This window comes from Streptomyces sp. NPDC092369 (assembly GCF_044755245.1).
Classification (GTDB): Bacteria; Actinomycetota; Actinomycetes; order Streptomycetales; family Streptomycetaceae; genus Streptomyces.
Window position 1 is genome coordinate 848,166 of the sequence record NZ_JBIVQP010000004.1, and the last position, 25,937, is coordinate 874,102.

Consider the following 25,937-nt stretch of genomic DNA (forward strand, 5'->3'; position numbering starts at 1 on the left):
GTTCGCGGCCTGCGAAGGCGATCGCTTGAATGCCTCGTCGATGTCCGTCAGGCGGTGTCCGACCGCTGCCATGTGGCCTGCACCAGAGCCCGTTCGGTACCGGCCAGATAGACGGCCGCGGCGAGCCAGGCCCGTGCGTACCCGTCCGGATCGGCTTCCTCGGTGCGGCCGAAGACATCGCGGCCGCGTCGGTCCGCCTCCGCGGTGAGGGATTGCGCCAGGTCCGCGGCTGCCCGGAAACCGCTCCGCCGCAGTGCCGCGACGGCCCCCGCCCGGTCGCCGTCGCGCGCGGGTTCGGCAGCGGCCCTGCGACCGCCCGACACGGCGACTTCGACCAGCCGCCGCAGTCGCCACAGCGGCGCCTCCGCCACCGGGTCCGACGGGATCCGGACCAGCCCAGCCGGTTCCGGCAGCGCGTCGGCGGGTGGCAGGTGGATGCCTTCGAGGCGGTCGTAGCCCAGATCGGCATGCCCCGACCACTCCGCCGGCAGCCGCAGGGTCGCCGTACTCTCGTCCGGCAGCGGGCCGACGGCCAGTGGCCGGAGCGTGGCCGCGCGATCGGGGTCCAGGCGTCCGACGACACGCAGTCGCAGCCCGGGGCGCGATGCCAGTCGGCGAAGGTTCGTGGTGTGGGCGAGGTCGGGGTGGCCGTTGGACGGCAGCAACCGGATCAGGAGGCCGTCGGTGTCACCTCCGCCGGGGATCAACTCCTGCGCCAGCAACTGGTGGTCGACCACTCCGACGACGACCAGATCACAGCCGATCAGTTCACCGGCCGCCTGCTCGGCCCCTTCCGGGTCGTTCACCGGAGCGTTCCCGAGCCGGGCGGCGACGGCCTCGGCAAGGGGCCGGGTGAACAGGGCGGCCATCGGCCCCGATGCCCAGGACAGGCCCGCGACCGGTGTGGCCCGGACCCCCTTGCCGGCACCGAGCCGGCCGTCCGGGGACAGGGTCGCCCCCGAGATCAGCAGCCCGCCGCGGGAGAGTTGGGCGTGGTCGAGGCTGCCCGAGCCGAGCGCGACGGTGGCCGTCGCGGCACCGCGCGCACGGGCCGGACCGCCCGGCCGCACATCCGCGACGGAGAACCAGCGCCCGTCGTCGGAGAGGAGATGCGTGACCACTCCGCCGTAGCCTGTCGCCGAGATCACCGGTTCCCGGCACACCCCGTGCACGCGCAGCGCACCTTCGGGCCGGTAGCTGCGGCGGGCGGTGCCGACCAGCGCCGGGGCCGCATCGGCTGCGGCCAACAGGCCTGTGGTCAACAGGAGTTCACGGAGGTTGGCGACAAGATCGGCCAGCCGGTGGCCGTCATGGCGGGACCGCGCGCCCCGCAGCCCACGGACCACCCGCAGCGCCGCCGCCTCGGCGCGGTGCAACCCGGCGAGCCGTGCGGTGTGCGAGGCCCGCAGAACTTCCGCCTGTGCCACCGCACCGGCTGCGGGTACACCAGCGGCAAGAACCGCGGCCGCGGCGGTCCACAGTGCGCGCGCCGCGGCCAGTTGCGCGTCCGTAGGGCCTGTCGACTGCGTGGCTTCGCCGATGCCCGGCCCGCGCACGGCGGCGACGGCCGAGACGGGATCCGAGTCGGCGGCGATCTGTTCGGGCCGCATGCCTTTCCCGGCGATATCGGCCGCCTGGACCGTCGCGTGCGCGTCTGCCATCGCGTTCACGTCCGCCGTCGCCATGCCGGCCATCGTGTCCTTGTCCGCCGCCGCCTCTGCGCCGCCCACTGTCTCGGCGTACGCGCCCGGCTCCACATCGGCCATCGTGTCCGCGTCCGCCACCGGACTCGCGCCGAGTACGGCCGCGCGATGCAGGCACCTCGGGGACAACAGGCAACTGCACACGGCCTGTTCGGCGTCCGTGACCGCTCCGGAAGGGCCGGGAGTGAGGACGACCTCCGCGTCCTCACCGCACCGCACACGGCGCACGGCACCCTCGACGGTGACGGGTGCGGACACGTACGTCTCGATCGCGGCGTCCAGCTTCTTGCGCAGTCGGGAGGTCAGACCCTCCACGGCAGCGGCGGCCACCTCGGGTGCCACCGGGGGCAGTTCGGGGTTCATCGGGTCTCTCCGCGGAGGCGTTCGCCCACCCAGCGGGCGAGGGCGAGAGGACTGAGGGCGGCGACGGGCATGCCGGCCGCGACGAGTTGCTGGGCCACTGGCACGGAGTAGCGCGGGTTGCCGGTGTCGTCCAGAGCCGCGCAGCCCATCAGATGCACCCCGGAACTCGCCAACGCCCGTACCTCGCCGAGGAGTCCGCCCAAGGGGTAACCCTCCTCGAAGTCGCTCACCACCACCACGAGGGTCCGGCTGGGTACGGTCACCAGGGAGCGCGCGTGGGCCAGACCTGCCGCGATGTGGGTGCCGCCGCCCACTCGCACCTCCAGCAGCAGGGACAGCGGATCGTCGACGCGGTCCGTCAGGTCGATCACGTCGGTGGAGAAGGCCAGGAAGTGCGTGCTGAGCGTGGGTACTCCGCCCAGCACGGCCGCGGTCAGCGCCGACCAGATCACGGAGGCCTCCATCGACCCGGACACGTCGACCACCAGGATCAGCCGCCAGTCCGCCTCCTTGCGCGAACGGGTGCTGAACACCGGCCGTTCCGGCACCACCAGAGTGCTGCCGTCAGCCCTCTTGCGGGCGTGCACCAGGTTCGCGCGCAGGGTGCGCGGCAGGTCGATCCGCCCTCCCGAACGGCGAGTCGGGCGAGGGGTGGCCAGCCCTGTCAACGCGGGCCGCATCCGGGTGGCCAGTTCCTTGGCCAGCTCGTCGACAAGGCGGCGCACTAGCGGGCGCAGCCGGGCCAGTTGCTGCTCGGGCATCCCGCCCGCGAGCGACAGCACGGAGGTCAGCAGATCGACCGAGGGCCGTACGGACTTGGGGTCCAGCTCGGCCAGTACGTCACTGCGCCCCTGATCGGCGGCGCGGGCGAGCACCTCTTCGCGCACCTCCGTGCCGAACAGTGCCTGGAGCTCCTCGGCCCACTCGCGGGCGGTCGGGAACGAGGTGTCCTGCCCGCCGCGACCATTGTCCGCTCCCAGCTCCGAGGAGCCCTCGCCCCGACCCGAGCCGTACAGCTCGTCGAGCGCGTGCGCGTAACGCCGGGCGTGCGCCGGCAGTTGGTCACTCTCGCGGCCCAGAAGCAGGCGCCACCGGTCCGTGGGGGCGAGACGGAGAACGCCGTCGGTCGGCTCGTCCGCGTCGGACGGGTCCGGCGACGGCACCGGTCGTGCTTCGGCAGCCCCGGAGGCAGGAACTTCGGCGTTCTCCGAGGCCGGAGCATCGGCGGCCCCTGGCAGCGGGATCGCAGGCCGCAGAGACTCCACCGCCGCACGGCCGGCCTCGTCCGCCGCCGTCCACAGGGCCAGCAGTCGCGGGGAGGCGGTTAGCGTCAGGTCGAGGCGGTTGCCCAGCCTGTCCGTGATCGTGTGCAGCAGACGGTCGCGGCCGGCCGGGCTGAGCGTGTCGAAGCCGCCGCGCAGGGCGGGCAACCGAGCCAGGAAAGCCTGGTCTCCGAGCGAGTCGATCCGGTCGAGCAACGGGTCCAGCGCGGTCGGCGCCGACTGGAGCAGCGGTGCGGCCCCGGTCAGCAGTCCGGCGAGTCTGCGAGCCAGCGCATGGCGACCGTCGGGGCCGGAGGCGGTATCGATCCACCCGGCGGCTCGCGCGCCGAGCGTGTCGGCGTCGTCCAGATCCAGCAGGACCCGGCAGGCCAGGGCGGCTCCCTGGACGAGAGGAGAGGCGGTGTGCGCGAGGCCGTCAAGGGCCTCGTCCATGCGGAGTCCCAGGCGGTGCTCACCGGCGCGGGCGGCCAGGGCGACGAGCGCGGCGGCCTCCTCCGGGTCGTCGCTCCCCGCCAGACCTGGCAGTGACCGTACCGCCGATTCCAGAAGGTCCGCGGCGAGTACGCCCGCCGCCTCGCGCCCCTCGGACGTGGTCCCGGGAAGATGGCCCCGGCGCAGCGCCTCCAGCAGGTCCAGTCCGGTCAGGATCTCGGGGAGCGTCGCGGAGGCGGGCAGCACCTCGGCGGCCTCGGCCAGCCGTTGCGCGACCAGGGCGGGCAGATCGCAGCGGGCGGCGTCCCGAAGCCCCGTCAGGACCAGTGCGCAGGTGGGTCCGCCCTCCGCCGACTCCCTGCGGAAGGTCTCCCGCAGCGTTCCCTCGGCCGCCAGGGCGGCGGTCACGCCCCGCACCCCGGCCAGGTCGAGCCGGACGGGCACGGACGGCACCCACGCCAACCGCCACCGGGTGGTGAGCGCGGCGCCGTCGCCCGTACCGGACACCTCAACGGCCTCGCCGTATCCCACCCCGCACACGTCGAGGCGCCGAAGGAGGATCTCGCGCCTGTTGTCGAGGGCCGAGCGGATTGGGTCGAGGCGCAGTTCGCGCCGAGCGGGCTCGTCGGGACCGGGCAGGCGCAGGGCGGCGAGCTCGGCCTCGACGGACGGGCCGAGCCCGGAGCGTGGGGTGCCCGGTGCGATACGGCCGCGATCGGAACCCACCAGGACCACTTCCAGGGCCCGCGCGAGAGCCCGGCCCCGGCCGAGCGGTTCGCCCTGGCCCATCACGGACGTCAGGGCCTCCAGCACTTCACCCCGGCCCGGTGCCGGGAGCCCGCGCAACCGGGCGAGGTCGCAGGCCACGCGCAGCGTCTCCCGGGCCTCACCTGTTCCTGCGGTGTGCCCGGCCGTGCGCAACTCTCGGCAGACTCCCGTGACGGCCCGGGCAGCGGCGTCGTACAGCAGGTCGGGATCGCCCGCGGCGCGGAACACCGCTTGCTGCCAGCGCGGATCGCGGATCCCGGCCGGATAACCGGAGCGGGAGTCCAGAAGGTCGAAGGCGTACGGGACGAGGGAGGTTACGACGGTCGGCGGTTTTTCAGGGAGTACCGATCCGGCCGATGCCGATCCACCGCCCGTCTCTTGCGACGCCCGCTCGCGCCCGTCCGCCGCATCGGCCAGCGCCGGCGCGTGGAACGCGCCGATCACCGCAGCGACCCTGCGCCCCCCGGCCGCCGCGAGGGCGATCGTCTCCCGCATGTGGGCTTCCCGAGCCAGGTCCACAGCGGGAACGCCGCCCGACGACGCGGCGTCCTGTCGCAGCGCCCAACCGACGCCCAGGGCGGCGCGGCGCAGCGACTCGGGGGTGCAGCCGGGAGCGAGCACCTCGACGCTTCGGTCCCACAGGTCGTCACCCTCACGGCCGGTCCCCGCCGCGGTGAGCGCCTGCGCGAAGGAGACGGGCGCCGGCTGCTCGGCCGTATCGGCATGGGTGTCACCAGGGTCGGCAGAGTGCTCCGCGCTCCATCCCGCATCGCCCATCGGTAGATCGCAGCAGACGACCTCCACGCCCCGCTCCCGCGCCCAGCGGACCGCGGCGAGTTCGGGCGAGAAGTCGGCGAAGGGGTAGAAGCCGAGCCGCCCGTCCGCACCGGCGCCCGCGAGGGCGACCGGCGCGAGGGTGCCGGGTGCGCCGAGGTGGGTGAGCCACGGCTGGAAGTCCGTCGGCAGTTCCACGCACACGACCTCGGCGCCGGCCGCGTCCAGCAGGGCGGGCACCGCGGCGGCGAGCGCCGGGCTGTGGTGCCGTACGCCCAGCAGGTACGGCAGCGCGGAGTCGGCGAGGGCGGCGAGCGCGGCCCTCGGTTCCTGAGCGAGCGTCACCGAAGGTTCTCCCGCAGGTCCCACAGGCGGCGCCAGGTCGCCGAACCGTCCTCGGCGCGGCGACGCACCGGGCCGTCCCAGTAGCCCAGCAGGCGTGCGTGGTCGGAGGGGTCGTCCTTGCGGACCACGCCCAGGAGATGGCCGGGCACCAGGTCGAGGGAGTCACCGGCGGGCAGGTAGGCGGCGGCCACCCCGAGGGAGACGGCGACCTGGACCGCTTCCGCGGTGGACATCACCGTGCCGGGGCGCTCCACGTCCCAGCCCTCGGCCGAGCGTCCGACGCGCAGGTCGCGGAAGACGGTCACCAGCACGTCGAGCACCGCGTCGTCGACGTCGAAGGCCGCACCCGCCCGCTGGACGGCCGCGACGGCCTGGCGTTTCACGAGCGCGGTCTCGGCGTCGATGTCCGAGATCGGGTGCACCGTCTCGAAGTTGAAGCGGCGCTTGAGCGCGGCGGACATCTCCGAGACCCCGCGGTCGCGCAGGTTGGCGGTGGCGATGACGGTGAAGCCGGGGGCGGCGGCGACCTGCGCGTCGTCCGTGCCGGACAGCTCGGGCACGCTCATCCGGCGGTCGGAGAGGATCGACACCAGCGCGTCCTGCACCTCGGGCAGACAGCGGGTGATCTCCTCGACGCGCGCGACCAGTCCGGATCGCATCGCGGCGAGCACGGGGGAGTCCACCAGCGCCTGGGGAGTGGGTCCTTGGGCGAGGAGGAGCGCGTAGTTCCAGCCGTAGCGCAGGGCGTCCTCGGTGGTGCCCGCGGTGCCCTGCACGGTCAGCGCGCTGGTGCCGCAGACGGCCGCCGCCAGCAGCTCCGAGAGCATCGACTTGGCCGTGCCCGGCTCACCGACCAGCAGCAGTCCCCGTTCGCCGGCGAGCGTGACCACGCACCGCTCCACCAGGGCGCGTTCACCGACGAACTTGGGGGCGATGACGAGTTCGCGGGGCAGCGTCTCGTGCGGCTTCGACAGCTTCAGCTTTTCGCCGGCGCTGCCGCAGACGAAGGTGATGACGGCGCGGGGCGTCAGCAGCCAGCCGGGCGGACGCGGTCCTTCGTCATGGGCGGCGAGGAAGGCGAGTTCGGTGGCGTGGCGCTCTTCGGCGGGCAGGGTCTGCCGGTCCGGCAGGGCCGTCGCCGTGTCGGTGAGGGTCATGAATGTCCTTGCTGGGTAGGTCTGTTCGTCGTCAGAGAGGCGGGGGCGCCCGGTGAGGTCCCGGGCGCCCCTTGAGGTGTGCGTCAGCGGCGGCGACCCCGCCGGACCTTCAGCTCCTCGAACCGGGGAGCGTCGCCCTCGCGCACCCGCTGCCAGGCCTTGCGGTACAGGTCCGCGACCGGTTCGGTCGGCACGATCACGCCGAAGGACGCGTGATCGCCGTGGACGGCGTCGAACAGGGGCAGCTTCCAGCGCTCCAGGGGAACGCGCGGGGCCGGTTGTTCGGCCCAGCCGCCGGGCAGGAAGAGCGAGCGGCCGGCTCTGGTCCGGGTGGCCTCGACCACGAGGTCGGTGGCGGCCAGTTCGGCGCGGGCCTTCTTGAGGCGGGCCGGCTTCCATCCCGTCCACCGCGCGGTCGTGCGGTCGGTGGGGTCGGGCATGGCGAGCAGCATCAGATACAGCGTGGCCGCGTCCTCGCCGAGTCCGTACTCCTTGGCCGCCTCCGTGACCAGCTCGGGCACGGAGTGGCCGGGGTGCTGGGGCCACCAGGTGCCGTCCTTGTCCCGCTCGCCCGCGATCGGCTCGCCGGGGTCGGCGAGGAGGGCGGCGAACCGGGGATCGCGGACCAGGCGCAAGGCGACCTCGGCCGGGTAGGGGTGGTCGTCGACGCGCGCCGCGGGCAGGTAGGGGTCCTGGCCCGCCTCGTCGAGCAGGTCGACACGGATGCCCGGGGCCGGCTGGTCGTCGTGGGTGGCGAGGACGACGGCGCCGTAGCGTTCGTATCCCGGCCCGGTCTCGGTGGGGGTGCCCGCCGTCTTCCGGAAGGCCGGGAGGCTGATGTACCTGCCCAGGTCGAGCATGAGACCGGGGGCGGCGAGCCGTCCGCGCACGGCGGTGAGCACGGGTGGCAGCGCGGCGCGGATCGGGTCGCCGGCGGGCAGGCGGTGGGCGAGCCAGGCGGCGAGGCCGACCGTACCGACAAGGGTCTGGGTGGTGAACCCGGCACTGTCGTTGCCGACGGGCCGCACGCGGTCGCCGTTGACCTCCCAGCGCAGGTCCCGGCTGAGCTGTGGGGCGCGGTCCGGGTCCAGCAGGGCGGGCAGGGCTTCCCGCACCGGCCACGGCCCGTGCTTGAGGGTGCGGACGGCGTCGCCGAGCAGTTCCTCGGGGACGGCCGAGCGCTTGCCGAGCCTGCTGTTCCACACGGCGGCCGCCGCTGCCACGTCCGGGCCCTCGGTCCACAGCCGGACCGGGTCGGCGGGCAGCAGCGCGGCCACGACCGCGGCACGGACGGCGGCGTCGATGCCCCGCAGTTCGTCCTTGGCCAGCGCCGCCGGGGCGACCTTCACGCCGATGACGTTGCGGACCTCGGTCGTCAGGAAGGCCCGCTCGTAGGCGTCGACGCCCGGCAGACCGGCGACGACGAGCCGGGCCAGGGTCTCGGTGACGCCGGTGAGGCGGGCGAACTCCTCGGCGGCGTCCGGGAACCACGGTGCCGGGCCGCGCTCGGCGAGTTCGGCGAGGAAGGAGCCGAGCCTGCCCCGGGGTTCGTCCTGGCCGATCGGGTCGCAGGCCAGGACCTTGTAGGGCTCCGGCACGGCGAACCGCCCTGTCGGGTCGTGGAGGAGGCCGGTGAAGTCGCAGCCGTCGTCGTCCGGGGACCCGTGTCCGGTCACCGCGACGAAGGCGCTCTCCGCCAGCGGCAGCAGTCCGCTCCAGGAGCCCTCCCGCCAGTTGCCCGAGGCGATGCGCAGCCGGTGTGCGTCCAGATGCAGGGTCACCTTGCGCCAGGTGCCGGCCGCGCCCACCTGCCCCAGCCCCAACCGGTCGAACACGGCGAGCAGTTGCCGCAGGGTCTCGCGGTGCTCCTCGGCGGTGATGCCGGCGGCGGCCCGGAAGGCGAGAGCCGCCGTCCGGTCGAGCAGGGTGTGCAACTCCGGCTGACCCGTGGGCAGTTCGGGTCCGTCGAGGTGGAGCCGGCCGTCGGACGGTTCCGGTACGGCGTCGGTGGCCTCGGCGGCCCGGGTCAGCACCCGCAGGGCGCGGAAGACGGTGTCGGAGCCGTCCTCCCGGCTCCACCAGTAGCCGTTCGACGCGCCGAGACCGCTCATCGCGTCGCGGATCAGGCTGTCGGAGGGTCCGGACGGTCCCTCGTCCTCCAGGCCGCCTTCCAGGGCCCGGGTCAGCCGGGTCGCCGCCGAGTCCAGGACGGCCTGCTGGGCCGCCGCGTAGCGCACGACCCCGGCGATGCCCGCGAGCAGGGCGGGGTGGGTGACGGGCAGCAGGGTGCGGATCGCTTCGGGCAGCGCCTCCGGTGCCTTGTCGGCGGCGGCCGACAGAAGGGCGGCCGCGGTGTCCCGGTCGATCTGCCGCAGTCCCGTGGAGCCCTCCGGGTCGCGCGGGGTCAGGCACTCCCAGTACTGCACCGGCGGCAGCAGCAGGGTGCCCTCGCCGAAGACGCCCGCCGTGCGGTCGGTCTTGCCCCAGGCGGTGACGACACCGTCCGCGTCGACCAGGTCGAGCCGCCAGTTGTTGCGCACGACCGCGGTGGGCCGCTCCGCGCCCGGGAACAGCACCAGCCCGTAGGGTCGGCCCGCCTCCGCGGGCAGCGTGAGGGTGTGCCCGGCGAGATCCTCGACCCGCGTGGAGCCGTCGGGGAGTTGGATCCGGCGCAGGCCGACGAGGCCGTCGACCGGGGCCGAGGCGGGCGCGGCGCCGGTCGTGGGGGAGGGGCGCAGCCGGCCGCCCGCGAAGGTGCTGCCCGCGGGGGCGTCACGCAGCGCGTCGGCGAGGAAGGCGGGCCTGCTCATGCGCCCGCGCTCGTCGGTGGCCGGGTCGTACTCGTACCAGCCGCGCTCCTCGCCGTCCTCGGAGTCCGCGTGCCAGACCCAGTAGGTGGAGCCGTCGAAGAGCAGCGCACGCTCCTCGGGCACCGTGGTGTCCCCGGCGTGCAGCACACCGCGGCCGGTGGTACGGCCGCCACCGGGCAGCGGCATGGTGATGGGGAAGTCGCCCTTGTACCAGTCCATTTCGGTACCGCGAGTGCCGCGCGGGCCTTCGAGGTTCTCGACGCGGTCGGCTCGGGTGTGCCAGTAGCCGCGCAGGCCGTCGTTGCCGCTGTTCCAGTAGACGAGGAGGGCGCCGTCCACGTGGTGGAAGCCGGGGTCGCCGTGCTTCTCGCCGGCGGGGATGCGCAGGTCGTGGGTGAGCAGGGTGCCCTCGGCGCCGATCACGCGGGCCTGGGCCTCGCCGGCCACCACGAGGTGGGGCCAGGCGTCGGCGACGATCAGGTCCTCCACCCGGTCCTTCGGGACGAGCTCGGCGGCCGCGCTCTCCCAGGCGGGCCAGACGAGTTCGTCGAAGAGGCCGGCCCGCAGGGTGCGCGCCAGCACGGGAGCGAGGTCGGTGGCGACCGCCTCGCGTACGTCCGCCTCGGCCAGCGCCAGCGCTTCGGCGGGCAGCCACTTCAACCGGTCGAGCGCGTCGGGCAGTTGAGGCAGACCGACGGCGTTGAACCGCTCGACGACAGTGCGCACCCACCGGGCCAGCAGCGGACGGCAGCCGGGTGACTGGGCCAGCAGCCGGATGGCCCGCAGTCCGTGGTCGTCGTCACGGAACCGGTCCGCGCCCTTGAGGAAGGCGTCGTGGAACCGGGCGTCGGCGCCCAGGAGCAGCAGGTCGCGGTGTCCGTCGCCCAGGGCCCACTGGGTCAGCGGCAGGGCGTCGTCCCGCTCCGGGGCGGCCACCGGTACGTCCAGGGACAGCAGCAGGTCGATCAGATCGATGTCGTGGGCGACCTTCAACGCGCCGCCGGACGCGGCGAGTTCGGCCCGAAGCCGGTCCACCGTCCGCTCCACCAGCGGGTACAGCTGCGGCATCCGGGTCGAGTCGCGCCAGGACCTGGCCCGCTCCCGGAACGTGACGAAGCGCTCCAGCCAGCCCGCCGTGCCGTCCCGCGGACGCTCCTCCTCGGGCAGCGAGGCGTCCCACAGCCCCGCCGCGGCACCGGAGTCCTCAAGCACCTGGAGCCACAGCGCGGGCATCTCGTCGTCGGAGCCCGAGGGGAGCATGTCCAGCAGGGCGCCGCGCACCCCCCGCTCGCGCGCGGCCAAAGCCACCAGCGCGGCTCGGTGGCCCTTCCACCAGCCGGTGGCGGCACGCAGCGTGGCCGGCAGTCCGAGCAGCTCGGACAAGTAGCGCTGCTCGACGAGGTCGGCGTCCTGCCCCGCCGCGCGGGCCAGCTTGCGCAGGTCGCCCGCCATCTGCGCGGACGGCGGCAGACCTCCCGCCGTGCGGCGCAGACACAGCCGGGTGAAGCGCCGCAGCGCCTCCTCGGCCGGTACCCGGGCGGCCAGTTCCTTGCCGTAGGAGGACAGCACCTTCACCGGCAGCGCGCCCGCCAGAGCGAACTCCAGGAACACCGCGTCGAGCCGGTCCTCCTCGATGACCAGGCCGTGCTCGGCCTCGGCCTTGCGGGCGCGGGTGAACAGCTGAGCCGCGTAGGTGGCGTTCTCCTCGGCGAGGAACACCCGGCCCGCCTGCTCGTAGAAGGTCGGCAGGAAGTGCGGGACGGAGGCCGCCAGCCGCGCGCCGAGCTCCACGTAGGCGTCGAGGGCGGTCTTGGGCCGGGACCTGGCCTGCCGGGCCGCCCGCTCCAGGTCCGGTACGACGCCGAGCGCGTGGTGTCCGTCCTCGGGGTGGTGCACCAGCACCCACTCCGGGAAGCCCAGCGACTGACGCAGCCCCAGACCCACCACGGCCGGTTCGCCGTCCTGCTCCAGTCCCAGGAAGCCGGCTGCCAGGTCCTCCGCCGCGCCCAGTTCACCGGCGACCAGCCGCACCACCACCCGGTCGTCGAGCCCCGGATGCCGGTAGCTGCGTGCCGTCAGCGGTACCGCACGCTCACCGGCCCCCTCCGTGTCCGGCGGCAGCACCGCGCCCGCCGCGAGCATGTCCTCGTACGACACCTGCGTCCCCCCACTCATGCGTTCTTGCCCTCCTCGATGTCACGGCCCGCGTACAGCGCCGCGGCCATCCGCATCCCCTCCGAGAAGGCCACCGGGCCCACCTCGCCGAGCGGCAGGGCGCGGCCGTCCTGGTCCTGCCAGCTGAGGCCGCCGGTCTCCACCGTGTCCTCCCAGTACGGCTCCCCGATCCACACCGAGGCCTCCACGACCCGCCCGCCGTCGCGGACCCGGGCCGTGGAGTAGCCGCCGGAGACGCGGTAGCCCAGCGAACTGGCGCGTGCGGCGAGCGCGAAGCGGGAGCGGAACGAGCCGCCGGCGAAGTCCCGTATCTCGGTGGCCTTGGGGGCGAGCTCGTCGGGCCGCTGCCAGGTCGCCCGGTGGATCTGCTCGACGCGCTGGACGATGCCCAGCTCCGCCGCGAACTCCCGGATGTCGTCGAGGTCCGGCAGCAGCACCGGGTGCGGCAGGGTCACCGTGCGCGGGGAGAGCCGTACCGTCTCGCCGTCGAGGTTCACCACCCGCAGCTCGCCGTCCTCGGTGGTGCCGCGCAGGAAGCCGACCTCGTCGGGGTCGTCGCCGACCACGGCCAGGTCGCGCAGGGCCGACTGCCAGGCCTCGTCCGGCCACACGCGGGCCAGCAGACCGGTGGGGACGGGCAGCGACGACACCATCCAGGAGTCGACCTGTGCGACGCACCCCGCGGCGTGCCGATCCAGCCATTCCGCGAACCGCCGCAGCCGGTCCACCTCGGGGTGGTCCTTGAGCGCGCGCGGCAGGGTTTTCAACTGCCGTCCCGCCGACCGGCCCGTGGTGGCACGCGCCGCCACCCGCCCCTCCACCAGGGCGACTTCATACCCGTCACCCGCCGACAGCCAACCCACGATGCCCCCGCCTCCCACATCAAGACAGCCTGAAGAAAGCACAGTTCGGCCGGGAGGTTCCGGCGTCTGTGCGACGACATGCGGAACGTTAGCGGCGATCACTGACATTCGGCCGGACGGGCTGTGGACGGGCCGAAATGAGCCAAGGTCGCCGGTGATACCACACCAAGTGATGACTCAGCTGTGGAGTGTGCTTCCAACGAGTTAAATCTCGGCGAACTCTTCTACAACCATTCGTCACGCGCGTCTGTCTGGCTAGCAAGAGTGTGCCGTTGTTCGTGATGAGGAGTACAGAACGTGACCGTGCGTTCCTTTGCCAGGCGGATGCGACCGCGAGTGGAGCGGAAGACCGCCGAGGGGCTGTGGCAACTGCGTACGATGCGACGGCGCCGCAGATCCGCGGTCACGGACCCGGCACTGCGCCCGGTGACGGTACGCGGCCAGCATCTGTACGGCCGTGTCGTGACGAGCTTCAGCGCCGCCGACGCGGCCGCCGCCAACCTCGAACTGGTCGTCTCCGCGCTGGAGCAGGAAGGCATCGCCTACTTCCTCGTGCCGGCCTCCCGCACCCGGCACACGGTCGGGATGAACGCAGTCGACCGGGAACGTTTCCTCGCCGCCTTCGAGGCACGGAACGCGGACCAGGCGGTGTTCATCGGCCGCCCGCTTCCCGGCGGCAAGCTCAAGCATCCCGCCCTGCTCATGGACGGTGTCCTGCCGGCCGCCCTGCGCACCGCGCCCACGCTGCGGATCGGCGAGAACCACCTCGGCCCCGCCGGCCAGCTGCTCGGAGGTCCTGAACTCGCCTGTGACGTCGAGTTCTGGGAGGACGGCGCGCAGATCCTGGCCCGTGAGGACGGGGAACGGCGCCTGGCCAAGGTCCAGCCGCAGGCCTCGGAGGACGTCTTCGCCGAGTCCCTGGTCGCACCCCGCACCAACGACATCGCGGACGTGCTGCCGGCCTCCGAGCAGACACCTGCCACCCTGCGGATCGCCGACCGCGAGCTGCCGACGTTCGCCCCGCTCACCCTGCCGACCGTCAACGACGTGACCTTCCCCGTCGACGTCGTCTACACCTGGGTCGACGGCGAGGAGCCCGAGATGCGGGCCAAGCGCGCCCGCCACCAGGGCCTGGGCACCGCCGAGATCCTCGACAAGGAGACCAACGCCTCCCGTTACACCAGCCACGACGAGCTGAAGTACTCGCTGCGCTCCCTGGCCATGTACGCCGACTTCGTCCGGCATATCTACCTCGTGACCGACGGGCAGAAGCCCCACTGGCTCGACGACACGGCACCGGGCATCACGGTCGTGGACCACCGCGACATCTTCCCGCCGGACGTGCTGCCGGTGTTCAACTCGCACGCCATCGAGACCCGGCTGCACCACATTCCGGGCCTGTCGGAGCACTACCTGTACTTCAACGACGACGTCTTCGTGGGTCGCCGGGCGAGCGCCGAGAGCTTCTTCCACGGCAGCGGCCTCATGAAAATTCCCGTCTCGCCCCTGAAGATCGGCATCGGCAAGCCGCACGCCGAGGAAACGGCCACCAACTCCGCGAGCAAGAACGTCCGCCGCCTGCTGCTGGAGAAGTTCGGCCGCATGACGACCAACAACTTCATGCACACCCCGCTGCCCCAGCAGCGCGAGACCCTGCAAACCCTCGAAGAGCTCTTCGCCGACGACATCCGCCGCACCACGGCGTCCCGCTTCCGCTCGCCGCAGGACATCGCGATGACGGCCCCGCTGCTCTACCAGTACGCCCTGATGACAGGACGCGGCGTGCCGGGCAGGTTCAGCTTCCGGTACGTCAACATCAGCCGCCCCGACGCCGAAGCGCGCCTGGCCGAGCTGAGCCGTACCCGCCGCTTCGACTTCTTCTGCCTCAACGACGTCGACGTGCCGCCGGAGGAGCGGGAGCAGGTCGGCGTCCGCATGCACGAGTTCCTGGAGGACTACTTCCCCTTCCCGAGCCCCTTCGAGAAGCAGTCCGTCGAGAAGCAGAGCTGAAGGGGGTACGCCGATGGATCTCCGTCACCGCTTCGCGGCGCCCCGGGGCCTGCGCGCAGCCCGGGATCTGCTCCGGCGCCTGGGCCTGTGGGTGTCGGCCTGGCTGTGGGCGTTGCGGGCGGCCCGGGCCCGCCGGCGCCTGCGGGCCGCCGTCCCCGGCCTGCGCCGGATCGCCCGCGGGCCGATGCGGCTGTATGGCCAGACGGTCGCCGGCTACACCGCCGCCGAGGCCGCCGAGACCGACCTGGAGCGGGTGTGCGGCCTGCTGGAGGCGGCCGGTGTCCCGTACTTCCACGTCCCCGCGGGTCAGGCCGGGGGCATCCGGCCGGTGATCGGCGTTGAGGCCGGCCACCGCGCCACGGTCCTCGCGCAGGCCGCACGCCGGTTCGCCGGCGGCGTCGCCTACGTCGGTGCCGTCGACCCGCAGGGCACCGTCACCCGCGCGGTGCTGTGGGCCGACGGGAAGCTGCCGCGGGAGCTGAGGCGAGCCCCCGTGCTGCGCGTCGGAGTGATCCGCCTGGGCCCCGAGGGACAGGTGTTCACCGCGCTCGACACCGGCTGCGACATCGAGTTCTGGCAGTACGGCCGGGACCTGCCCGCTGCCCGGAAGCCGGACCCCGGGTGGCTGACCGTGCCTGGCCCGCGGCTCGGCGAGACCTTCGGCACGGCGCTTGTCGCCCCGCGCCGCAACCCCGTCTCGGAGGTCGTCCCGACGACAGCACAACAGCCCGCCGCGGTGGCGAGCCGCCGCCACAGCGTGCCGACCTTCGCCGCGTTCGCCGAACCGGGCATCGACGAGGTGCGCTTCCCGGTCGACGCCGTGTACACGTGGGTCGACGGAGACGACCCCGTGCTTGCCGCCAAGCGCCGCGCCCATCAGGACCTCGACGGCGGCGGCATCGCACCGCGCGAGACGGGCGCCTCCCGCTACACCAGCCACGACGAACTCAAGTACGCGCTGCGCTCGTTGGAGATGTACGCCGACTTCGTCCGGCACGTCTACCTCGTGACCGACTCGCAGATCCCCGCCTGGCTGAACCCCGAGGCGGCGGGGCTGACCGTGATCGACCACCGGGACATCCTGCCGCCCGACGCGCTCCCGGTCTTCAACTCGCATGCGATCGAGAGCCGGTTGCACCACATTCCCGGCCTGTCGGAGCACTACCTCTACCTCAACGACGACGTCTTCTTCAATCGCCCGGTACGGGCCGAGACCTTCTTCCACGGCAACGGCATCGCCCGCATCCCGCTGTCCCCGCTGAAACTGGGCGTCGGTGCCCCGCACCCCCTGGAGCCCGCCCCCAACTCCGCGGGCAAAAACGCCCGCGAGGTCATCAGGCGCTTCCACGGCAGACAGGTCACCCACAAGTCCCTGCACACCCCGCACCCCCAACTGCTGTCCGTCATGCGGGAGATGGAGAACAGCGGGATCGAGGAGCTGGAGCGGACCTCCTACTCGCGCTTCCGCTCCACCGCCGACGTCGCGCCCGCGTCCACGCTGCACCATCACTGGGCCATCGCGACCGGCAGAGCGGTCCCGGCCGACTACCGCTTCCGCTATGTGGAGTTGGGGACACCGGACATGCAGCGCCGTCTGACACGTCTCGCGGAGGGGGACGACGTCGACTTCTTCTGCCTCAACGACGTCGACACCGCCCCGACGGCCAGGGCGCGGGCGCAGGCCGCCATCCACGCGCTCCTGGAGTGGAAGTACCCCTTCCCGAGCCGTTTCGAAGGGGCGCCCCGCCCGGCTCCGGTCGCCATGATCTCCCAGCCGACGCGGGTCCCGCGGCAGTTGGCGTGCCAGGACGTGCAGCACCAGGACTGACGCTGCGGGCTCAACGCGCGCACGATTGCCGGGAGTTGGGCGAGGCCGTCACAGCCGCAGGACGACCAGGGCCGTGTCGTCGGTGTTGCCCCCGGTGGGGAGCAGGTCGGCGAGCAGGGCGTCGGCCAGCGGTTCGGGTTCCGCCTCCCGGTGGCGGGTGAGGGAGTCGGCGAGGCGGGCCAGACCGCGGTCGATGTCCTCCGTACGGCGTTCGATCAGTCCGTCGGTGTACAGCACGAGGGTGGCGCCCTCGGTGAAGCGGATGCTCGTCTCCGGCCGGCCGACATGCTCGGGGCGGGCGCCCAGGGGCGGGTCGGTGGCCCGGTCGAGGAAGGTCACCGAGCCGTCGGGGTCGAGCAGGGCCGGGGGAGGGTGGCCCGCGCAGCTGTAGGTGATGGTGTGGTCGTCCCAGTCCACGAACGTCGTCACCGCGGTGGCCGACTCGGCGCCCTCGACGAACCGGGCGTACAGGCCAAGGGCCTCCAGAGCGGACCCCGGCCCGTCGGCGACCCGGCAGGCCGCGCTCAGGGCGCTGCGCAGCTGGCCCATGGCGCAGGCGGCGGCCAGGCCGTGCCCGACGACGTCACCGACGGCGATCGCCATGCCGCCGTCGGGCAGGTCGACCAGGTCGTACCAGTCACCGCAGACGTTGAGCGCGCCGACGGCGGGCCGGTAGCGTACGGCCGCCCGGTGGTGGCCGACCGGTCGCGGCGGGGGCAGCATCGCCGCCTGCAGGGTCAGGGCCACCTCGCGCTCATGGGCGTGCGCCCGGCGCAGCCGCTCGTTGACCTCCTGCAGTTCACGGGCCCGGGTGTACAGCTCGGCCTCCAGGACCCGGGCCCGTCTGTCGTCGGCCTTGCCGCCGAAGGCCCGGATGAACTCGGTGACCTCCTCCACCCGGTGGACGAGCAGCATGACCTCCCCGTCCGGGCCGAGAACGGGCGCGTTGACCGGGCTCCAGACGTGCTCCACCCACTTGCCGGGCCGCTGGGGGTCCTCGATGTCGTAGCGGACCAGCGCCATGGTGTCGCGCTCGCCGGTGGCCACCGCGCGCAGCATCGACTCCCGGGTCTCCCGCATCCCGGCCGCCGCCGGGTCCTTGGGGTTCTCGGGGAAGACGTCGAAGATGTAGCGGCCGACCAGTTCCTCGCGGGTACGGCCCGACAGGCGCTCGAAGTCCTCGTTGGCGTCGACGTAGACCAGTTCGGGGGTGAGCAGCGCCACCATGCCGGGCAGGGCGCGGAAGACCGCCGCGTAGTCGATCTCCGGATCCTGCATGGTCTGCCTGCTTCGTCGCCGAGGGTCGATGTGTCGTTCCACGATAGGAGGGATCCGGCCACCGGGCCCGGAAAGTGCTCTCTTCGGGTCCCGATGAGCGGTCACGCCGTTGACGTTCCCGTTCCGCTGTTCACGGCCGGCTTCGACGGCTTCGTCGACCGCCGTTCGTAGAGGATCGGCCACGCGGTGATCAGGACCAGCAGCCAGACCATGACCACGGTGCGGACGTGGGCGCCGAAGGCCGCCAGCAGCAGCGGCAGTACGCAGCAGGGCAGGGCGACGGACAGCAGCCAGCGCCGTTCCCGGGCGGCCCGGCCCAGCCAGGCCAGTCCGCTGAGCAGGAAGTACCCGGCCAGAGCCGAGCACAGCAGCCAGCGGGTGGCGTCCGGCAGTGTCTCCAGGTGCTCGGCCGCGGCTCCCAGCGCGGCGGCGAGAGCGGCGAGGCAGCCGGAGACGAAACAGTGCAGGGGCAGCGCCGCCCGGGCCGGCAGCACCCCTGCCGCGAGGTGCGGTACTCCCGCGTAGCCGTGCCGGAAGGACAGTGCCCACAGCGTGGCCAGCAGGAAGAACGCCGCGACGGCGAGCGTGTACAGCTTCCTGTCCCACTCCGCCGCGGACGTGGCCTGGACCAGCTGGGCGACGCCTTCGCCCAGCACGATGATCACGAAGAGGCCGAGCCGCTCGCTCAGGTGCTCCGTCTGCGACCGTGCCAGCGACGTGCCTCTCCCGGAGTCGCGCCGGGCGGGCCGGTTGCCGAGCCGCTCCCGGGCCTCCTGCCGCTCGACGATGTCGCGAGCGGAGACCGCGAACGTGACGTACAGATCGAGGGCGATACCCAGGGCCCAGAGCCAGGGACGGGTCGGGTCGTGCGCCCAGAGGGACACGATCCACGGGATCACGCCGAGCGACATCTGCGCGGCCGGCCAGTCGACGAGGATCTGCCGGCGGTGCTGCCAGGCCCGGGTCGCCAGGGCCCGGATCAGGATGTACGCCAGGGCGAACACCCGCGCGTGGTGATCGTCCCCCTCGTGCACGCCCGGTACGGCCGCGGCCATGACAGCCATGCCGAACATCGCGGCCAGCACCGTACGCAGATGGGTGTTCTCGTAGGCCACGTTGGCGTACAGGGTGAAGCAGACCCACGCCGTCCAGAAGGCCAGGAACAGCAGCGCGTACAGGCCGAGGTCGGACACGTCCGGGACCCCGTGCAGCAGATGCGCGATCTGTGCCACGCCCGCCACGGCGACCAGGTCAAAGAACAGTTCCAACCAACTGGCGTGCCGGTTCTCCTCGTTGGTCCGTCGCGGGGCGGCTGCGGCCGTGTCGTCGTCGCTCACGCCACCACCATGCCCTGTCGCCGATCATGACGTCCCGCTGTTCGCCCAACGCCGTGTGTCCGGATCCGAGGGGTTGATGGCCGGACGCGAGAGGCGCCGAGGGCCGTGCGGTGGGCATGGTGGGGTACGGACGCACGGTCCCCGCCGTGCGCATCACCCGGAAAGCGCGAGCATCATGACCGACACCATCGCCGGAGTGGAGATTCCCGGAACCGCAGCCGTGACGGAGGCGACCGAGATTCTCCGTGGAATGACCGGCCCGCTTCTCTTCCACCATTCCCGGCGGGTATTCCTTTTCGGCAGCCTGCACGCGCGACGCCTGGGCCTCGACCCCGATCCGGAGCTGCTCTACGTCGCCTCCATGTTCCACGACGCCGGCCTGGTCACCCCGTTCTCCGGGACGCAGCAGCGCTTCGAGGTCGACGGAGCCGATCACGCACGGGCGTTCCTGCTCGGCCGCGGGTTCTCGAAAGGCGCCGCCGACGTGGTGTGGCAGGCAGTGGCGCTGCACACGACGCCCGGGATCCCCGGCCGCATGGGACCGGAGACGGCAGCCACGAACCAGGGCGTATTGACCGACGCCCTCGGCTGGGGCCTGGACGGACTGGACGGCGACGCGGTGGAGGAGATTCTCGCCGCGCACCCGCGCGGAGAATTCAAGAAGGAATTCCTCCAGCAATTCGTCGACGGCCTCAAAGACCGACCGGACACCACCTACGGGACCATCAACGCGGATGTGCTGGAACGGTTCGTGCCCGGTTTCCGGCGCGCGAGCATGGTCGACCGCATCACCGACGCGCCCTGGCCGAGCTGACCCGCAGAAACTCTCGAAGGAGACACCCTCCATGCAAGCCATCACCGCCCAGGACCGCGACGCCGGCCCCAGCGGGCTGACTCTCACCGTCCTGCCGTATCCCCATGCCGCCGAGAACGACGTCGTCGTACGGGTGCATGCGGCGGGCTTCACCCGCGGCGAACTCGACTGGCCCGCGAGCTGGACGGACCGTGCGGGCCGGGACCGTACACCGAGCGTGCCCGGGCACGAGGTCTCCGGCGTCGTGGCGGAACTCGGCTACGGCACCACGGGCCTCACCGTCGGCCAGCGGGTGTTCGGACCGACCGACTGGACCCGCAACGGCTCGCTGGCCGAGTACGTCGCCGTGGAGGCCCGCAATCTCGCCCCGCTGCCGGCCGACATCGACCACACGGTGGCGGCCGCGCTGCCCATCTCCGGGCTCACCGCGTGGCAGGGCCTGTTCGACCACGCCCGGCTCACCACGGGCCAGAGCGTCCTCGTCCACGGCGCCGCGGGCGCCGTCGGCTCGCTCGCGGTGCAGCTCGCGCGGGAAGCGGGCGCCCACGTCATCGGCACCGGCCGGGCGGCCGACCGGGACACCGCGCTGGCCCTGGGCGCGCACGCGTTCCTCGACCTCGACACCGAGGGGTGGCAGCAGGCGGGGGAGGTCGACGTGGTGTTCGACGTGATCGGAGGCGACGTCCTCGACCGCTCCGCCGCACTCGTCCGCCCCGGCGGCACCCTCGTCACCATCGCCGCACCGCCCAAGGTCCGCCCCAAGGACGGACAGGCGCTGTTCTTCGTCGTCGAACCCGACCGCGCACGCCTCGCCGACCTCGCACAGCGGGTCCGGGACGGACGGCTCAGCGTGCGGATCGGCGAAGTGCGGCCTCTGTCGGAGGCGGTGGCCGCCTTCGCCCCGGCGCGACGGATCCCCGGCAGGACGATCATCCGCGTCGTGGAGGAGTGAACGGCACGCCCTCCGTGCGGTCCGGAATCGATGCCCGCCCTCTCGGCAGGGAGATCCTCGTCGGCCGAACATGACGTGCGGCGCGGCACGACTCGGGGTCGGATGGAGGACGTGCAGAGATCCAAAACATCGCGGTACGACCGCGCACGCCTGCGTCTCATCGTCCTGCTGACCGGCCTCGGCCTGACCGTGGCGGCGGCACCCTCGGAGTCCGAACCCGCACCCGCGCGAGGCAATGCCTACATGGGCATCGGGGTCACGGCCCACGAACGAACCACCGGCACGCCCGAGGCGATACCCCCGGACACACGAGCCGTGTGGACGGAGGGCGTCGACGTCTCCAGCCACCAGCGTGACGTCGCCTGGTCCACCCTCTGGAGCAGCGGCACCAGATGGGCCTACACGAAGGCCACCGAAGGCACCTCCTACCAGAACCCGTACTTCAGCCAGCAGTACGGCGGTTCCTACGGCGTCGGCATGGTCCGCGGCGCCTACCACTTCGCCGTACCGGACTCCAGCAGTGGCACCGCGCAGGCCGACTACTTCGTCGACCACGGCGGGGCCTGGTCCGGCGACGGCCGCACGCTGCCCGGCGTCCTCGACATCGAGTGGAACCCGTACGGCGCCTCCTGCTACGGGAAGTCCACGAGCGGCATGGTCAGTTGGATCCGCGACTTCGTGAACCGCTACAAGACCCGGACGGGCCGCGACGCCGTCATCTACACGTCCACGTCCTGGTGGACCAGTTGCACGGGCGGCTACAGCGGCTTCGGCGCCACCAACCCCCTGTGGGTCGCCCGGTACGCCTCGTCGGTGGGGGCACTCCCGGCGGGCTGGTCCCAGTACACGATGTGGCAGTACACGTCGTCCGGAGCGACGGTCGGCGACCACGACCGGTTCAACGGATCCCCCGACGCGTTGCGGGAGTTCGCGGTCGGCTGACCGGAGATGTGCCGGCCAAGGGGCCGCCCTCTCGGAGGACGGCCCCGGTCGCGGTCGAGCGGCGAGGTGGTGGGAGGCCTCAGCGCAACCGTCGCGCACGCAGCACGATGTCGTCCGTGTGGTGGGCCCCGGCGCCGCCCTCGGGTGCCACGCGCGGCCGCTGTTCGTCCACCTCGACCTCCCAGTCGTCATCCAGCAGCGCGGCGACCATGGAGGGCCACACGTAGTCGGCCGGGTCGAAGCCGCTGTCGTCCGGCTCGTGGGTGTCCATCCCCGCGTGGTGCACCAGCAGCAGCACACCGCCCGGTGCGACGGCGGCCAGGAGCGCGCGCTCGGCCGCGGAGTCGGGGGTGCGCTGCAGGGCCGGGTACTGGGCGGAGACCAGATCGAAGGAGGCCGGCGGGAGCGCCGCGTCCGTCAGCGAGGCGTGGATCCAGCGAACGGACACGTCCGCGTCCCGCGCGTGGCCGACCGCGCGCTCCAACGCCACTCCCGAGACCTCGAGCGCGGTCACGTCCCATCCGCCGCGCGCGAGCCAGACGGCGTCCGCGCCCTCGCCGCAGCCGACGTCGAGCACCCGGCCGGGTGTGAGAGCGGCGACCTCCGCGACGAGCGCGCCGTTGGGCCGTCCGCTCCACAGTTGCTGCCGGTCGGCGTACCGGGTGTCCCATTCCGCGCGCAGCGCGGGGTCTCCGGCGTAGGTGCCGGCGGGCGAGGGGGCGTCGAGGGCAGCCGGTTGCGCTGCGATGTCGTCGGTCATGCGCCCACCGTCGGCCATGACGTCTTCGCTGGACCACTTTTGTTGCCGTTCCCGCAAATCAGCGGCGGTCCGTCAGCACCGGCACGAGTCACCAGGGGCCCACGCTCGCCAGTTGCTTGCCGTGGGCGCCGTACACGTTGAAGACGGGTCCGACCAGCTTCCTGGGGCTCTGGTTGTGTTGGGCGGGGTCCTGGGGGGCGCTGACGGCGTACGTGGTCACGAAGGCGGGCCGTCCGGGCAGGCGAACGATGGGGAGCACGGTGGTCAGGCCGTGTTCCGTCATGGTGATCCGGGTCGCGGGAATTTTGCCCGTGTAGGCGAGGATGTAGACCACGCCCTGGGGGAGGGGGTGCCAGTTCGCGGTCACCGGGATGGCGCCGGGTTGATTGACATCGAGGTCGCCGACGCAGATGGGTTTCTCGTCGCCGGCCTGCCCGTCGCACATCTCGGTCGGTTTGAGCAGATACCAGACGCCGAGGCCGGCCTGGATCCGTTCCCCGGGACGGACGATCCGCACCTCCGAGTCACGGTTCGCCGTGTGGTGCGGGGAAGGGGAGCGCGAGGGGGTGGGACGGGGGCTGGTGACGATGTGCGAGGCGTCGGGCTCGGACAGCGACACGGCTTCGATTCCGACGGGTACCAGCAGTGCCGCGCTGAGGGTGGCGGCCGCCAGTCTGCGGCGTCGTCTGATGACCTTGCTGCGGTGGATGATCCGGTCGTGCGCAAACGCCGGGACGGCGAAGTCCTGCGCGGCGTCGTCCAGTGCCTGCCACAGTTCGGGTACCGGTGGCTGGGGTGACATGTCGGTCGTCATCGGGGGTCCCCTTTCACCCTTGGGCCGCGGCGGCGGCGTAGTCGGACAGGGCCGCGCAGTCGCGCAGTTTCTTCAGGGCGCGACTGGCCTGACTCTTCACGTTGCCCACGGAGCAGTTGAGGATCTGCGCCGTCTCCTGCTCGCTCAGACACTCCCAGTAGCGCAGCACGACGACCGCGCGTTGGCGGGGCGGGAGGGTGGCGAGCGCGTCGAAGAGCTCGGAGCGGTCGGCATAGGTGTCGTGCATGCTCATCTCACCCGCCGGTGTCCGTGGCTCGGTCAGGTGGGGCGTGAGGAGTTGTACGACCCGTCGCCTGCGCTGCCGCGTGGTGTTGTTGTTGATCAGCGCCCGGCGGACGTACTGGTCGGGTGCGTCGAGGGTGCGTACGTGGTTCCAGCGCAGGTACACCTTGGCGAGAGTGGTCTGGACGAGGTCCTCCGCCTCGTGGTGGTCGCCGTTGGTCAGCAGGTAGGCGATACGCAGCATCCGCCGCCAGCGGACGGCCGCGTAGGTCTCGAAGTCCGTGAGGTCCGGGAGGTCGCGCCCGGACGGCTCCGCCTCCCGGTCCGGGCCGCTGCTGTCGTCCGCCTCCTGGTCCGATCTCCACGCCGCCTCTCTTCCAGAGATGGCAGGCGTACGAGGGCTGATCATGCGCACACCCCGTCTTCCCCGTTTCATTCACTGTTCGGCGCTCTGGTCGTGGAGCGCGTAGTCCTGTCAGTAACACCCTCGAAAAGGCGCGGTGGTTGCATGCCGCGTCGCATCCTGATCGTCGTCGTCTCCTCCCCACTGCCGACCCCGCCCCCGAACCTCGCTGACACGGCGGGCACTTGGCCCCGATTCCTCGTGCACGGCTATGGGAAGTTTTGGGGTGCATCGTTACCCTCCGGCCATGATTCCCACGGTGGTTTGGGGCACAGGCAACGTCGGACGCGCGGCCATCAGAGCCGTCGCGGCACACCCGATGCTCAGCCTTGTGGCCGTGCTGGTGTCGAATCCCGCCAAGGTCGGCAGGGACGCGGGCGAACTCGGCGGACTGGACCGGCGACTGGGGGTAGCGGCGACGGACGACGTGGACGCGGTCCTCGCCACGCGCCCTCGCGCGCTCGTGTACGCGGCCTCCGGTGACGTCCGCCTCGACGGCGCGATCGAGGACATCGGCCGCGCGCTCCGCGCCGGAGCGGTGGTCGTCACACCGTCCTTGTACGGCATGTACGACTGCACGAACGCACCGGACGAGATCCGCGACGTTCTGGTGCAGGCGGCAACGGCCGGAGGCGGCTCGCTGTTCGTGTCGGGCGTCGACCCAGGGTGGGCCAACGACGTGCTCCCGCTGCTGGTCAGCGGGCTCGGCTCCGAGATCGACGCCGTCCGCTGCCAGGAGATCTTCGACTACTCGACGTACGACCAGGAGGAATCGGTCCGCGACCTGATCGGTATGGGACATCCGCTGGACTACCAGCCGTTGATGCTCGTCGAGACCATTCCGACCATGATCTGGGGCGGACAGTTGCGGATGATGGCCCGCGCGCTGGGCGTCGAACTGGACGGCATCGAGGAGACGTTGGAGCGCCGCCCCCTCGAATCGACCGTCGTCACCGACACCATGGGGGAGTTCGCGGCAGGCACCCAGGGAGCGATACGTGTCGAGGTGCTGGGCATGGTCGGGGGCGAGCCCCGCCTCGTCGTCGAGCACGTCACCCGTATCCACGCCTCCTGCGCCCCGGACTGGCCGGTGGCGCCGGACGGCGGGGCGGGCGCGCACCGCGTGATCATCGAAGGGCGCCCCCGCATAGAGGTCACCGTCGAAGCCACGGACGAGGGAGACAACAGGGCCGCGGGCGGCAACGCGACGGCGGCCGGCCGGCTGGTGAACGCCATCGACTGGCTCGTCGAGGCCGAACCGGGTCTCTTCGACGCACTCGACGTCCCGCTGCGCCCCGCGGTGGGCAGACTGGGAAAGAAGTGATCATGCGGATCGACATCCCCGAGGGCGCCGAGCCCATCCCGTACGTCTGGGGCGACATGGTCCCCAGGATCGGTCACGCGGCCAGCGTCTTCTCCATGTCCGTCTATGAGTACTCGACCCTGGGACTGCGCGAGTTCGAGGCCGCCCGACTGCGCATCGCACAGATCAACGGCTGCCTGTTCTGCCTGGACTGGCGGACCGAACGCGAGGGCGAGGAGAAGGTCGACGCCGGGTTCCTGGACGCGGTCGCGCAGTGGCGTACGACGGACGCCTTCGACGAACGGACCCGGCTCGCCGCCGAGTACGCGGAGCGGTACGCGGTCGACCACCTGAACCTCGACGACGAGTTCTGGGACCGGATGAAGGCGCACTACACCCAGGCCGAGATCGTGGAGTTGAGCATGAGCATCGGCTCATGGCTGGCGTTCGGCCGCCTCAACCACGTGCTGGGGCTCGACAGCGTGTGCGTCCTGCCGTCGGCACAGAGTTCCTGACACCGCAACTCGGGCTGCGGGCCGGGGCGTTGGCCACGGCCCACAGTTGTCCGGTCAGGGATCCT

General features: G+C 72.3%; 17 protein-coding genes. 7 read left to right on the forward strand and 10 right to left on the reverse strand.

Annotation, left to right across the window (positions count from 1 at the left end):
* Positions 1–47 precede the first annotated feature (47 nt).
* From ACIQI8_RS27835 to ACIQI8_RS27855, 5 genes are all read right to left on the reverse strand, one after another.
* Positions 48–2,066, reverse strand: coding sequence for a hypothetical protein (locus ACIQI8_RS27835; protein ID WP_402355712.1), 2,019 nt, complete (start codon positions 2,064–2,066; stop codon positions 48–50).
* Positions 2,063–5,668, reverse strand: a complete 3,606-nt coding sequence (locus tag ACIQI8_RS27840; protein ID WP_402355715.1) for a DUF5682 family protein — start codon at positions 5,666–5,668, stop codon at positions 2,063–2,065. The genes ACIQI8_RS27835 and ACIQI8_RS27840 overlap by 4 nt, the downstream gene beginning before the upstream one ends.
* Positions 5,665–6,825 (reverse strand): AAA family ATPase, encoded by a 1,161-nt coding sequence (locus ACIQI8_RS27845; RefSeq protein WP_402355718.1) that lies wholly within the window; start codon positions 6,823–6,825, stop codon positions 5,665–5,667. The genes ACIQI8_RS27840 and ACIQI8_RS27845 overlap by 4 nt, the downstream gene beginning before the upstream one ends.
* Positions 6,826–6,908: 83 nt before the next feature.
* On the reverse strand, positions 6,909–11,810 hold the full coding sequence (locus ACIQI8_RS27850) for a DNA-binding protein (protein ID WP_402355721.1): 4,902 nt from the start codon (positions 11,808–11,810) through the stop codon (positions 6,909–6,911).
* Positions 11,807–12,673: a DUF4132 domain-containing protein gene (locus tag ACIQI8_RS27855; RefSeq protein ID WP_402355724.1), complete on the reverse strand. Its 867-nt coding sequence runs from the start codon at positions 12,671–12,673 to the stop codon at positions 11,807–11,809. Before ACIQI8_RS27855 ends, ACIQI8_RS27850 begins: the two co-directional genes overlap by 4 nt.
* A gap of 297 nt (positions 12,674–12,970) precedes the next feature.
* Between ACIQI8_RS27855 and ACIQI8_RS27860 the strand changes: the two genes are divergently transcribed.
* Positions 12,971–14,683 carry a stealth family protein gene (locus ACIQI8_RS27860; RefSeq protein ID WP_402355727.1) on the forward strand — a complete coding sequence of 571 codons (1,713 nt, stop codon included), beginning with the start codon at positions 12,971–12,973 and terminating at the stop codon, positions 14,681–14,683.
* A gap of 13 nt (positions 14,684–14,696) precedes the next feature.
* Positions 14,697–16,511 carry a stealth family protein gene (locus ACIQI8_RS27865; RefSeq protein WP_402355730.1) on the forward strand — a complete coding sequence of 605 codons (1,815 nt, stop codon included), beginning with the start codon at positions 14,697–14,699 and terminating at the stop codon, positions 16,509–16,511.
* Between the two features lie 48 nt (positions 16,512–16,559).
* Here the strand turns inward: ACIQI8_RS27865 and ACIQI8_RS27870 are convergent, their stop codons facing one another.
* Complete coding sequence (locus ACIQI8_RS27870; protein ID WP_402355733.1) at positions 16,560–17,789, reverse strand: PP2C family protein-serine/threonine phosphatase; 1,230 nt, start codon at positions 17,787–17,789, stop codon at positions 16,560–16,562.
* Positions 17,790–17,890: 101 nt separating this feature from the next.
* Complete coding sequence (locus ACIQI8_RS27875) at positions 17,891–19,126, reverse strand: low temperature requirement protein A (RefSeq protein ID WP_402355736.1); 1,236 nt, start codon at positions 19,124–19,126, stop codon at positions 17,891–17,893.
* A gap of 175 nt (positions 19,127–19,301) precedes the next feature.
* On the opposite strand from ACIQI8_RS27875, the gene ACIQI8_RS27880 reads away from it, so the two are divergent.
* The 3 genes from ACIQI8_RS27880 (at position 19,302) to ACIQI8_RS27890 (ending at position 21,834) form a co-directional block, all read left to right on the forward strand.
* Positions 19,302–19,940 (forward strand): HD domain-containing protein, encoded by a 639-nt coding sequence (locus ACIQI8_RS27880; RefSeq protein ID WP_402355739.1) that lies wholly within the window; start codon positions 19,302–19,304, stop codon positions 19,938–19,940.
* Between the two features lie 31 nt (positions 19,941–19,971).
* On the forward strand, positions 19,972–20,892 hold the full coding sequence (locus ACIQI8_RS27885; RefSeq protein ID WP_402355741.1) for an NADP-dependent oxidoreductase: 921 nt from the start codon (positions 19,972–19,974) through the stop codon (positions 20,890–20,892).
* Positions 20,893–20,994: 102 nt separating this feature from the next.
* Positions 20,995–21,834: a lysozyme gene (locus ACIQI8_RS27890; RefSeq protein ID WP_402355744.1), complete on the forward strand. Its 840-nt coding sequence runs from the start codon at positions 20,995–20,997 to the stop codon at positions 21,832–21,834.
* 79 nt (positions 21,835–21,913) lie between these two features.
* Here the strand turns inward: ACIQI8_RS27890 and ACIQI8_RS27895 are convergent, their stop codons facing one another.
* From ACIQI8_RS27895 to ACIQI8_RS27905, 3 genes are all read right to left on the reverse strand, one after another.
* On the reverse strand, positions 21,914–22,594 hold the full coding sequence (locus ACIQI8_RS27895) for a class I SAM-dependent methyltransferase (RefSeq protein WP_402355747.1): 681 nt from the start codon (positions 22,592–22,594) through the stop codon (positions 21,914–21,916).
* Between the two features lie 88 nt (positions 22,595–22,682).
* The gene (locus ACIQI8_RS27900) at positions 22,683–23,408 is read right to left on the reverse strand and encodes a hypothetical protein (RefSeq protein ID WP_402355750.1); all 726 of its coding nucleotides are present in this window, start codon (positions 23,406–23,408) and stop codon (positions 22,683–22,685) included.
* 13 nt (positions 23,409–23,421) lie between these two features.
* The gene (locus ACIQI8_RS27905) at positions 23,422–24,060 is read right to left on the reverse strand and encodes a SigE family RNA polymerase sigma factor (RefSeq protein WP_402355753.1); all 639 of its coding nucleotides are present in this window, start codon (positions 24,058–24,060) and stop codon (positions 23,422–23,424) included.
* A 241-nt stretch (positions 24,061–24,301) separates the two neighbouring features.
* Between ACIQI8_RS27905 and ACIQI8_RS27910 the strand changes: the two genes are divergently transcribed.
* Positions 24,302–25,378 (forward strand): dihydrodipicolinate reductase, encoded by a 1,077-nt coding sequence (locus ACIQI8_RS27910; protein WP_402355756.1) that lies wholly within the window; start codon positions 24,302–24,304, stop codon positions 25,376–25,378.
* A gap of 2 nt (positions 25,379–25,380) precedes the next feature.
* On the forward strand, positions 25,381–25,872 hold the full coding sequence (locus ACIQI8_RS27915) for a carboxymuconolactone decarboxylase family protein (protein WP_402355759.1): 492 nt from the start codon (positions 25,381–25,383) through the stop codon (positions 25,870–25,872).
* Positions 25,873–25,937: the final 65 nt, after the last annotated feature.